At 60.4% G+C, this 10,936-nt stretch carries 9 protein-coding genes; 3 read left to right on the top strand and 6 right to left on the bottom strand.

The genetic code is table 11. From position 1 onward, the window contains the following. Nucleotides 1-176 precede the first annotated feature (176 nt). A complete protein-coding gene (locus WFJ47_RS14980; RefSeq protein WP_336764028.1) occupies nucleotides 177-1,349 on the top strand; it encodes an MFS transporter in 1,173 nt (390 codons plus the stop codon). A gap of 448 nt (nucleotides 1,350-1,797) precedes the next feature. Here WFJ47_RS14980 and WFJ47_RS14975 read toward each other — a convergent pair whose 3' ends face one another. The 6 genes from WFJ47_RS14975 to WFJ47_RS14950 all read right to left on the bottom strand — a co-directional run bounded on the left by WFJ47_RS14975 (nucleotide 1,798) and on the right by WFJ47_RS14950 (nucleotide 8,526). Next, the gene (locus tag WFJ47_RS14975; RefSeq protein ID WP_336764026.1) at nucleotides 1,798-2,052 is read right to left on the bottom strand and encodes a hypothetical protein; all 255 of its coding nucleotides are present in this window, start codon (nucleotides 2,050-2,052) and stop codon (nucleotides 1,798-1,800) included. 247 nt (nucleotides 2,053-2,299) lie between these two features. Then, nucleotides 2,300-3,307 (bottom strand): phosphate ABC transporter substrate-binding protein PstS, encoded by a 1,008-nt coding sequence (pstS, locus tag WFJ47_RS14970; protein ID WP_336764024.1) that lies wholly within the window; start codon nucleotides 3,305-3,307, stop codon nucleotides 2,300-2,302. Nucleotides 3,308-3,578: 271 nt separating this feature from the next. After that, nucleotides 3,579-5,156 carry a carbohydrate porin gene (locus tag WFJ47_RS14965; protein ID WP_336764022.1) on the bottom strand — a complete coding sequence of 526 codons (1,578 nt, stop codon included), beginning with the start codon at nucleotides 5,154-5,156 and terminating at the stop codon, nucleotides 3,579-3,581. 307 nt (nucleotides 5,157-5,463) lie between these two features. Further along, the gene (locus tag WFJ47_RS14960) at nucleotides 5,464-6,249 is read right to left on the bottom strand and encodes a copper resistance protein B (protein ID WP_408868669.1); all 786 of its coding nucleotides are present in this window, start codon (nucleotides 6,247-6,249) and stop codon (nucleotides 5,464-5,466) included. Continuing rightward, the gene (locus tag WFJ47_RS14955) at nucleotides 6,246-8,069 is read right to left on the bottom strand and encodes a copper resistance system multicopper oxidase (protein ID WP_336764020.1); all 1,824 of its coding nucleotides are present in this window, start codon (nucleotides 8,067-8,069) and stop codon (nucleotides 6,246-6,248) included. The genes WFJ47_RS14960 and WFJ47_RS14955 overlap by 4 nt, the downstream gene beginning before the upstream one ends. Nucleotides 8,070-8,145: 76 nt before the next feature. After that, nucleotides 8,146-8,526 carry a hypothetical protein gene (locus WFJ47_RS14950; RefSeq protein WP_336764019.1) on the bottom strand — a complete coding sequence of 127 codons (381 nt, stop codon included), beginning with the start codon at nucleotides 8,524-8,526 and terminating at the stop codon, nucleotides 8,146-8,148. Nucleotides 8,527-8,635: 109 nt separating this feature from the next. On the opposite strand from WFJ47_RS14950, the gene WFJ47_RS14945 reads away from it, so the two are divergent. Both WFJ47_RS14945 and WFJ47_RS14940 read left to right on the top strand, forming a co-directional pair. Continuing rightward, complete coding sequence (locus tag WFJ47_RS14945) at nucleotides 8,636-8,851, top strand: heavy-metal-associated domain-containing protein (protein ID WP_336764018.1); 216 nt, start codon at nucleotides 8,636-8,638, stop codon at nucleotides 8,849-8,851. A 137-nt stretch (nucleotides 8,852-8,988) separates the two neighbouring features. Beyond that, nucleotides 8,989-10,902, top strand: a complete 1,914-nt coding sequence (locus WFJ47_RS14940) for a heavy metal translocating P-type ATPase (protein ID WP_336764017.1) — start codon at nucleotides 8,989-8,991, stop codon at nucleotides 10,900-10,902. Nucleotides 10,903-10,936 lie beyond the last annotated feature (34 nt).

Below are 10,936 nucleotides of genomic sequence, written 5' to 3'. Positions count from 1 at the left end.
CTCCTCCGGTCCCGGGGCCGGAGGAGGGGGGGCAGGACCGAGCCATCAGCCCGGGTCACCGCCAGCGCGTTTGTCTTGGCGTGGAGGCCTCGATGGGCTACGCCCCGCCCATGCTTGATATAAAAATGTCCGGCGAAACTGTCGCCCCAGCCAAAATCAGCGAAGAGACAAATTCCGTGTCGGACCGTCGTCCTCCGGACAAAGTAACGCCCATGCCGGTCCATGCGATGCTGATACTGGCGATGGCGGCCTTCGTGACACTTCTAACCGAAATCATGCCAGCGGGACTGCTCTCATCCATCTCGGCGGGTCTCGGCGTATCGCAGGCGGTGGGAGGGCAGTTCATCACGGCCTTTGCTTTCGGTGCGCTCGCAGCCGCGCTGCCTTCGGCTGCCTTTACTCACCGCATGGGTCGCAAAAAGCTTCTGCTCTTCGGGCTCATCGGCTTCACGCTGGTCAATGCCGCCAACGCGCTTGTCAGTAATTTCACCCTGTCACTTGTGATCCGCTTCCTCGCCGGTTGTTTCGGCGGTCTGGTTTGGGCCATGTTTGCGGGCTACGCCACCCGCCTGGCCCCACCCGCACAGCGCGGACGTGCGATTGCCCTCGCGGGTTCGGGCGTGACGCTGGCCATGGTTCTCGGGGCGCCGCTTAGCGCCTTTGTGGGTCAGGCCATAGGCTGGCGCGGGGCATTTGGGGCACTCGCAGCACTAAGCGCTGTCCTGACAGTCTGGGCGGTCATCATGCTTCCCGAGGCACCGGGAACCGCCCAGGAAGAGCGTTTTGCCATCCTCCCCACGCTCAGGCTTCCGGGAGTTGCGGCCAATCTTGCGCTGATCTTCAGCTTCGTCGCAGCGCATAGCCTGCTTTACGTGTATGTCGAGCCGCTGCTGGGACCCTCCGGTCTTTCACATCGCGTCGATGCCTTGCTGCTGTTATTCGGAGCAGGTTCTGTTGTGGGGCTGTTCGTCACGGGTATTCTGATTGATCATCACCTGTCGCGCCTGACATCGCTGAGCATTGCGCTGTTCGCGGTAGCCGCCATGTTGCTGGCTCTGGGTCTTGCTCACATCTCCCTGGTGTTGCCCGCCATAATCTGCTGGGGTTTGACGACCGGCGGCTTCGCCGCTCTCACTCAGAGTGCGATGGCACAGGTGAGCGGACGGCTCATCGATGTCGCACAGGCCATGGCGACCACAGCCTGGAATCTCGCCGTCTCAACTGGGGGATTGCTCGGCGGCGCGCTTCTGACACACGTCTCGATCGGGAGCTTGCCGTGGATGGCGCTGTTGCTGCTTCTGCTCGGTCTGGCCGCCTTCGTCAGGGGGCTTCGCCCCCTGATCAGATAGCGCGCGTTCCGCTACCCTGCCGGAGCGGAGAGCACGCCGCTTCCGCCCGGGGAAACACCGTCCGGGCTTTACAAGCGCCCGAACTCAGGAGTGCTTTCTGTGGGTAAGTTGCCAATGCAGGCGTTTGCGTTGAATGGCTCTGACGCTCAGAGTCACGGCGCTAACCAGAATGATCGTGATTCCCAGACTGATCGCCAGCGATTCAAGGTCTGTCATGGCGTAGTGCTGGTGTAATGGACCCCACCATCTCATTGTGCGATCTCCCCTTCATGTCGGTGTCGCCGGAGCCCGCTTCATCTGGCTCTTCAGGGCCCTTGATGTGCGGGTGGTCCAAGCGACACAAGGAAAGTGCGCCCGTACGAAACGAATTTCAATATTTGAATTAATCCATCATTATCACGGTATCGATACTTTGATCTAGATCAATATTCAGCCTTTCGGCGCTATTTCAAGTAACGCAAGCGTGGTTGTTTTCGAACAGGAAATGTGACGCTGTGAGGGTGGAATGCGACGGTCGTGTCTCGCCGTGCAGGGAACGATTGGACGTGTGGGCGCGTCGTGCGGACTGCGACAGGCCGATCCCGCGCTGCAGCAAAACCCGCAGAGACGCTGTGGCGCTCGCGCCTATGACACGCTTCCATGTATCGACCAAGCGCCGTGGGCCATAGACGCCGATCAAAGCGAGAGGCGAAGGATGGGCCATACAAGGAAGCCCGCCCGGGGGGAGACGTGCGGGCGGAACCCATAGGCATGCTCAGTTTCGAGTCATCGAAGACCGACGCGTCGGGGCGTCATTTCATTGGTGCGGGGCTTCCGGCGATCCTCTCCAAGTCATGCGAGCGCGCGCCGGATATGCTGTGCTCGTCAGTGGGCGGAAAAATCAAAAGGGGAGGCGCTGTTGCGCACTCCCCTTGAACCCTTTGGCAGTGAGCCAGAGCTTCCAGTCGCGATCAGTTCTTGGTCCAGCCGCTCAGAACAGCGTTCTTGACCGATTGCGGCAGAGGTACGTAGTCCAGCTTGACAGCGTCCGGGTTGCCGTTCTTCAGCGCGTAGCTGAAGAAATCCTTCACCGCCTTGCCCTGGGCTGCATCCTTCGGATCGGTAGGCACCAGGACGAAGGTGGCGCTCATGATCGGCCATGCATTGGCACCGGCGATGTCGAGCAGATCGACTGCAAAGCGATCCGCATGTGCCCAGTCGGCATGGGAGGCGGAAGCTGCAAACGAGGCGGCGTCCGGTTTGATGAATGCACCATCATGGTCACGCAGCTGAGCCATGTTCAGGTGATTGCGGCTGGCATAGGCATATTCGACATAACCGATACCGCCCTCTGATTCCTTGACTCCCGCTGCCACACCGTCATTGCCACGCGCGCCTGCACCACCAGCCCAGGCGATGGAGGTGCCCGCACCAAATTTCTGCTTCCAGCCAGCCGAGACCTTCGAGAGGTAGGAGGTGAAGACAAAGCTGGTGCCCGAGGCATCAGCGCGATGGATCGGCGCGACATCTGAGTCAGGGAGCTTCAGGCCGGGGTTCAGCGCCGCGATGCGCGGGTCATTCCACGCTGAAATCGTGCCGTCATACAGACCTGCGATGGTCGGGCCATCGAGCTTCAACATGCCGGGGGCTATTCCAGGCACGTTCACGATCACCACGATACCGCCCATGACCGTGGGAAACTGGTAGAGCTTGTTGCTGTCCAGCTTGGCGGCTTCCATCGGCTTGTCGGAGGCGCCGAAATCGACCGTGCGGGCGATCGCCTGGTTCTGGCCCGCGCCCGAACCGACACTTTGATAGTTGATGGATGTGCCGATGGCCTTTTGTGCAGTCTCGCCCCAGGCGCCATAGATCGGCGCAGCGAAGCTCGACCCGGCACCGGTGATGGTCGCGGCATGAGAGACACCGCAGGTCAGGGCCAGGGAGAGAGAAAGGGCACCGAAAATTCGGGTAAGACGCATTGTTTGACCTCTATAGATCGAGATGACGGCTCGTTCTATCGGCGCCAGCAATAGGAAGATACAAATATAAGATGATAGTTTTATGAAACGACGTCAGCGCCCGGCAGCGGAAAACAGTCTGGCAGTCGACGGACTGTGTCTTCCAAGGAAACAGTGTCATTGAGGGAACAAGCTGCCTGGGATCCGACTGCCCGCTCGTCCCAAACGCAAAACGCCCCTCCGGAGAGGGGCGTCCTCGCAATGAAGGAACTCCCTAGAGAGGGGTAGCCCGTCAGAAGCTCACGCCGGTTTCCAGGTCGATCAGCAGCGCATTCTTGTAACGGTTGGTCCCACCAGGGTGCCAAATATATTGCAGACCTGGGCGGATGGTGAGCCATGGGGCAGGGCGCCAACCGTAGTTGATTTCACCTGAATGCTCTCCGCTCGGCTTGAGCAGTCCGGTATCCTGGGTCTGCACGGCCTGGAGGGCGCCCACATAGGCGCCGAGCTTCGGATTGACGAAGTTGAACTTGCCGCCGATGCTGATCGTGTCGTTCGGGCGGTTCCAGAAAGTCCCCTTGCGCACCACGCCCCAGGTGATGAAGTACGGCGCGATCGCGGTACGCGGGTCACCCCAGGTGAAGGACATGAACGCCACCGTAGAACGCGTCGGGTCGCTTTTGTCGCGCTGCAGCATCTGGTCGGCCATGAACCATCCGCCGTAACGCCCGCGCACCTTGTCGATAGGCAGATTGCCAAGCACGCTGGTCGGAAGCTCGAACCCAGCGAGCTGTGCATAGACGTTCTTGACCTCGGACGTATCCCAGTAGCCGCCGATCTTCACATTGGTCGGCAGGCGGCCCTTGCTGTCAGTGCCGCCGAAGTGCCAGCCCAGCTGGAAGGGCAGATAGGCCCCGGTCGAGCCGTGCAGCCACATCTTCCAGGCATATCCCGTGTTCGAAATGGTAGGGTCGACGTTATAGATACCGGCCGAGACCAGCATGCGTTCGTCTCCGAACGGGAAGAGCTTCAGGAAAGCTCCTGGATGCGCCGTCGGATAGTATCCGTAGCCCGAGTTACTCGCTAGCGCCTGGGGCATACCGCAGATCGCGTTTGATTCGAACTGGCAGTAGAGATTCATGCCCCAATGCATGGTCGACTGGCCGAAATCGTTTTCGGTATTGATCCAGCCGATTTCGGTATCGGCGTAGCGGTTCCACTGCATCTCCCATGAGAGGCGGGTGAAACGGATCGTTTCGCCAGACCCGAAGATTTCCTGCGGACTGTTCAGCGCCGGAAGCTGCTGGCCAATACCCAGACCCGCACGCTCGGTCAGAAGCACATGGAACATGCCGTAATTATGGCCGGTCAGCTGGGCAAAATTGACGTCGGCACCAATCGCTACTTCATGCGCATAGCGCACGGTTTGCGCGCGTCCGCCTGTCGGGTTGCCCGCACTATCCTGAAGGTAATGTCCCTGCGGCGTGATACCCATGTTCTGCAGGCGTGTGCGCAGGCCGCCCCAGTCTCCGGTCATGGTGGGTTGCTTCAGCCAGTCGGAAAAGCTTGCCGGAAACAGGGCTTCATCACCGGGCACCGGGACGACGGGATGGCGCACCGTGCCGAGCGAGGGCTGGGTACGATCATAGGGGCTGCCATAGAGATTGGGGGGATTATCCGCGCCCTTGCCCGCGTGGTTCTGCGTAGCCGTCTCCTTCAGCATCGGGTCGAGGGTGGCCGCTGTCTCATCGCTCGGGCTGGCCTTCTGGCTCTGGCTTTGTGCGGTAGCCTGCGAGACGAAGAAGCAGCTCCCCAGAATGGTGCCAGCGGCCCAAAGGGATAAGAGCGTCCCGGTCTTTGATACAGGCATGATCGCACGAACTTTTCGCTGTGACAGGAGGCGGCTTTCACAGCCGCAGGCACTCCCTATCAATATTTCATATCATGACAAGCATCTTGACGCGTTCGCATCAAAACTCACGATATAGGTTTCGCGAGTGTTGTTTTGCCGCCACAGATCATGAGTCGCACAGCGACGTTAAAGAAAGATCAAAAGATCAGCGCTACCGAAGGGAATGTTGCAGGGGCGCCGGACCCGGGGGGGACTCTTCGCTCCTGCAACACTGAAGTGCCTCGATCGGGTTCGACTCACTTCGCCGTATCCGATGCTGCTGTGGCTAGAACCAGCTTCTGATCCCGAAGGTCAGCCTTGCCCTCCCGGCGGCCTCATCATGCTGCTGCGCGAAACGTCGCGCCTGGTAGAAATAACCATCATAGGTCAGGGCAACATACGGAGCGAATTTGCGCCAGATCTCATAGCGCAGCCTGAGCCCGGTATCGATATCGGAGAGGCCGGCACCGTTCCCACGGGCTTCATCGGATTTGGAGTAAAGGTTCAGCTCGACCTGAGGCTGAAGGATGAGCCTGTTGGTGATGGGGATGTCGTAGGAGCCCTCGAACCTGCCTGCGAAGCGTCCTTGATCACTAACATACCCTGTTGCCTGAACCTCGAACTGGTAAAGGGCCAGACCCTGAATTCCGAAGGCACCCCAACTTCGTGTCGGGCCACTATCGAGATCGATCCGGATACCCCCCTGGATGTCGAAATACGTCGAGACGGAGCGGCTGTAGAGCAACTCCTGATCGCCGTCATCCATCCGCCCCTTGGTCACTGTCCCTTCGGAGCGCAGCCAAAGGCGGTTGTAGTCGCCTCCTACCCAGGCTTCGCCGTCCCAGCGAAAACTGGAATCCGCCCCTGCCAGGCGCCCTTCGAACTGGTTGAGCAGACCATGGACCCATATTCGCTGATCCATAACGGGCATGACCCCATCGATATAGCTCGGCATGCTGGCGGGCGCTGCAGGCGTTCCCGATGCAGGTGCGGCGCCAGCCGAAACGGCCACCGTCATGGTCACGGCCAAGGAGAGTGTCGCAGCCGCAGCGAGCGAGGGAGTTACTCTCATGACACCACCACGGTGCGGAACATGCCTAGATGCATATGGTAGATCAGATGGCAGTGCAGCGCCCACATGCCGGGCGTATCGGCAGTGACCAGATAACTCAGGGTCGATCCGGGCTGGGATATGATCGTGTGCTTGTTGGGACGGTGCGCTCCGTGCCCGTTTTCAAGCTCACTCCAGAACCCGTGCAGATGGATGGGATGTTCCATCATGGTATCGTTGATGAGCGTGATCCTGACGCGCTCGTTGAGTCGCAGCATGATCGGGGGGGCTTCGGAGAATTTTTTCGCGTCGAAACCCCAGATATAGCGCTGCATGTTTCCTGTCAGATGCAGCACGATCTCACGGCTGGGCGGTCTCGGGTCCGGTGCCGGGTGCAACGCGCGCAGCATGGCATAGCTCAGAACACGCCGTCCGTTATCTTCCAGTCCGTCCCCCGGCTCGTTCAGGCGGTCGACGGGATGCATCGCCACGTTCTGGTTCTCGACATTGCGCGGTGGGGAACCGGGATCGTCCCTGACGATCGCTTCCTGAGGGGCAGGGCTGGTTCCGGAGCTTGACGGCGCCCGCTCGGACTGGTCCATGCCGCTCATGCCGCTCATGCCGCTCATGCCGCTCATGCCGCTCATGCCGCTCATGCCGCTCATGCCGCTGATGCCGCTCATGCCCGACTTTTCCGGCGCCATTCGCCCCATGCCCATATCCACCATGGTTCTGACGGGCCGAGGGTCCATCGGGGGGATTGGCCCCGTCATGCCTTCGCGCGGTGCCAGCGTACCGCGAGCATAGCCGGTGCGGTCTTCGGATTGCACGAAGATGGTCCAGGCGCGTGCGTCATGCGGCTCTACGATCACGTCATAGGTTTCGGCGGGGCCGATGCGGAACTCCTCGATTTCGACCGGCTCAACGTCCTGCCCATCCGCCGCGACGACAGAAAAACTGAGCCCTGGAATGCGGAAGTCGAACAGGGTCATGGCCGAGGCATTGATGACCCGGAGGCGGATACGCTCGCCGGGTGTAAAAAGACCCGTCCAGTTGGCATCCGGTGCCTGACCATTGATGAGATAGGAGTAGATCACGCCGCTGACATCCGAGATATCCGTGGCGGACATGCGCATGCGTGACCACATGAGGCGGTTGGTTATGGCCTCGTTCAGCCCCTGCTTGCGCGCGTCATGGAAGAGCGACACCAGCGTGCGCTGGCGGAAGTTGTAATAATCATCCTGTTGTTTCAGATTGCTCACGATGTCATGGGGGGCGACATCACTCCAGTCCGAAAGTACCATCACATAGTCTCGGTCGGCGCGCCTCGGGTCCGGAGTGGCGGGATCGATCACGAGAGCACCGAAAAGCCCCTGTGCTTCCTGCATTCCTGAGTGGCTGTGATACCAATAGGTACCTGCCTGGCGCAAAGGGAAGCGATAGGTAAATGTGGAGCGTGCGGGGATTCCAGCAAAGCTGATACCGGGCACGCCATCCATCGCAGCAGGCAGGCGTATACCATGCCAGTGGATCGAGGTCGGCTCATCGAGATGATTGACCACCTCGATTTCCATGTCGTCACCTTCGCGCCAACGCAGCGTGGGGGCAGGGGCACTGCCATTGACCGTAAAGGCCCGGCCGGTGCGATTGCCGATGGTCCACTTGCTTGTGTCGATGTCGAGGCGCGGACGCGATGTTGCGACGCGGGGGATGGCGGCCGGATCTGGGCGTGGCACGACATCGGCTCGAGCAGAGAGAACGGGCGAGGCGCCCAACCCTGCGAGACCGCTGACGAAAATACGACGCGACAGGCCTGCCCCATGGCGGGAAAGCATTGTCATGAATTTTGTCCTGAACATCACGTGCAATAGGAGCCCGCGCGTCGCAGCCATAGCAGGCCATGAGCGGGGCAACGTATCAGAGGTTCAGAAACGCCTTGGGCGGACGCAGATCAGGGGGGGAGAGTTGTCCGGAAAGGAATGCCGTGCGTGGCAGGGCATAAGCTGCCCCCACAGCAGCGGTACTTCTGCCATGGCGAATTTCCTGAGGCAGGGTCAGGCCCGACAGGCAGCCGGGAGAGGGCAGGCAGGAGCCGCAGTCGTGACCATGCGCCTGCTTGTGCGCAGGCATCGCCGGATGGTCGATGCAGCCCTGATGGGATGCTTCAACAGACAATGTCATGCCGCACCCATCATGGGCGTGCGGCAGGGCATTCGCCGTCGCAGGGAGCAACCCACGCAAAGCGATGATGCATGTCACGACCGTGACGATCAGGAGGGAGCGGCGATGCCGGGGCATGGTTCCTCGACCAGGGGACAATACCCATACTCTATGCAAGGCTGCGAGTTGATTGCAACCCGTATGATGCCTACCTAGTTGACCATTGGTACCGATGAGGAGAACCACGATGAGCACAACGATGCAGTTCAAGGTAGACGGAATGTCCTGTGGGGGCTGCTCGAGCCGTCTCGAAAAATCCCTGAGCACGATCCCCGGTGTCACTGCGGTCAAGGCAAGCCACGAGACCGGTGACGTTACCGTATCGACGGGCGATACGTCCCTTCCACGCGCGGCCGTCGAGACCGTGATCGAGGAAACCGGTTTCGACGTGGTACGCCGCTAGGCGCAATGAGCCAAACCGCAGCCAGCACTCAGAACCGGGCGGCGGCGACGGCAATCCGCATTCCGGATCAGGACCTGACCCAAGACAGGATGCGCCTGTCCCCCCCCCCGAGGGTACACGAAGGAAAAGCCGGACCGATGTCTGTTTCTACCCTCGATCTTGAAATCACTGGCATGAGTTGCGCCGCTTGCGCGGCGCGGCTGGAGAAGCAGTTCAACCGGCAAGCGGGCGTCACGGCCAGTGTCAATTTCGCTTCCTCCCGCGCCGTGGTCACGCGGGAAGAGGGGGCCCCGGACTTCCCAACCCTGGAAAATCTGGTTGAAAAGACGGGGTTTGGCATCGCCCGGTCCGAGATCGTTCTGGCCATTTCGGGTATGACTTGCGCCGCCTGCTCTGCCCGGCTCGAGAAGCTGCTCAATCGACTTCCTGGGGTGAGTGCCACAGTCAACCTGGCAAGTGAACGGGCGCATATCCGATATGTGAATGGGCTGATCGATGAGCAGGGTCTCATCGCAGCCGTAGCCAGAGCTGGGTTCGGAGCAAGCGCCCCCCAGCAGGGACGCGTTGGCGCGCAAGACGACGCGAGCCACAGGGTCTATATCGATCTTGTCCTGACCGCTCTGCTCTGCCTGCCCTTTATCGTGGAGATGATCGGCATGGCGTTTGGTTTCCACCATGTCGTACCGCTCTGGATGCAGGCGCTTTGTGCGACGGTTGTGCAATTCTACTCGGCGCGCGTTTTCTATCGAAGCGCATGGCATGCCCTGCGCACGGGGGGCGCCAATATGAACGTGCTGGTCTGCCTCGGAACCAGCATAGCTTACGGGTTCAGCCTTGCTGTGACGCTGTTCGGGCTCGACCTGCCAGTCTATTTCGAGGCTAGTGCCTTCGTCATTCTTCTTGTCTCATTGGGGCGGTTGATGGAGGAAAGGGCGCGTCATCGTGCTGCGTCCGGTCTGGAAGCCCTTCTCAACCTCAAACCGGAAATCGCTAACCGGATCGAGGGCGAAGCAGTCGTCTCCCGCCCAGTATCAGCCCTGCGCGTCGATGACCTGTTCCTGGTACGTCCCGGCGATGCGATCCCGGTTGACGGTGTGGTGGAGGAGGGCGAGAGCGAGATCAACGAGTCTATGCTCACGGGCGAGGCAAGCCCTGTCCTGCGCAAGGCGGGTGACAGGATTTTCGCAGGAACATTGAACACGACCGGAGCGCTGCGTGCGCGCGCCGTTTCCCTTGGGAGCGATACGGCGCTCGCACGCATCGTGGCCCTTGTTTCGCGCGCCCAGGGCTCCAAAGCCCCGATACAACGTCTGGCCGATCAGGTTTCGGCCATTTTCGTGCCTTGCATAGTCCTGATTGCAGTTGCAACTTTTCTGGTCGGCTGGGCCATCAAAGGCGATGCGAGCTGGGCTCTGGTATCGGCCATATCGGTCCTGGTCATAGCCTGCCCGTGCTCTCTTGGCCTTGCGACCCCGACAGCGCTAATGGTGGGTACCGGCAAAGCGGCCTCTGCCGGTATTCTCTTTCGCAATGCCGAGGCACTCGAACGACTGCACCGCCTTACTGTCCTTGCACTCGACAAGACGGGCACGATCACGCTGGGCCAGCCTCGTGTCGTGAGTGTCACGCCTCATGCAGAGCTTGATCGGCGTGCCTTGCTGGCGCTGGCTGCAAGTCTGGAAATGAATTCCGAGCATCCTCTGGCCAAGGCGATTGTGGGCAAGGCCCACGAAGAAGAGGTCTCGCTCGGGGCGCAATTCGAGGGCTTTCGCGCCTTGCCCGGCAAAGGGATCGAGGCGCGATCCGGTGATCTCCTCTACAGGCTTGGAACGCGCGACTACCTTACAGAAAATGGCATAGCATGCGCGCCGCTTAGCGATGCAGAAGAGGGGGCGACAGAGATCTGGGTTGCCCGGCAGGGGCAGTGTCTCGGTATCATCACGCTGGCAGATGCCTTACGTTCTTTAATCGCGTGCAAGGTCTCTCCAGCAAAAAGACCGAAAAACCCGTTTCTATGTTCGGTTGAGAGCCGTTTCTCCGTCCCGGCCTGACAATAATCCTGCGACGCGCGCAACAGAGGTCAAG

The organism is Asaia sp. VD9 (genome assembly GCF_037150015.1).
In the GTDB taxonomy this organism is placed as follows: Bacteria; Pseudomonadota; Alphaproteobacteria; order Acetobacterales; family Acetobacteraceae; genus Asaia.
The sequence above is the reverse complement of the archived record's forward strand: the minus strand, read 5'-3'. Positions and strand labels throughout refer to the sequence as shown.

Coding starts and splice junctions, on each gene's coding strand:
- WFJ47_RS14975 (WP_336764026.1), bottom strand. CDS start 2,052: ATGGCCCATCCTTCGCCTCTCGCTTTGATCGGCGTCTATGGCCCACGG.
- pstS (WP_336764024.1), bottom strand. CDS start 3,307: ATGCGTCTTACCCGAATTTTCGGTGCCCTTTCTCTCTCCCTGGCCCTG.
- WFJ47_RS14965 (WP_336764022.1), bottom strand. CDS start 5,156: ATGCCTGTATCAAAGACCGGGACGCTCTTATCCCTTTGGGCCGCTGGC.
- WFJ47_RS14960 (WP_408868669.1), bottom strand. CDS start 6,249: ATGAGAGTAACTCCCTCGCTCGCTGCGGCTGCGACACTCTCCTTGGCC.
- WFJ47_RS14955 (WP_336764020.1), bottom strand. CDS start 8,069: ATGACAATGCTTTCCCGCCATGGGGCAGGCCTGTCGCGTCGTATTTTC.
- WFJ47_RS14950 (WP_336764019.1), bottom strand. CDS start 8,526: ATGCCCCGGCATCGCCGCTCCCTCCTGATCGTCACGGTCGTGACATGC.
- WFJ47_RS14945 (WP_336764018.1), top strand. CDS start 8,636: ATGAGCACAACGATGCAGTTCAAGGTAGACGGAATGTCCTGTGGGGGC.
- WFJ47_RS14940 (WP_336764017.1), top strand. CDS start 8,989: ATGTCTGTTTCTACCCTCGATCTTGAAATCACTGGCATGAGTTGCGCC.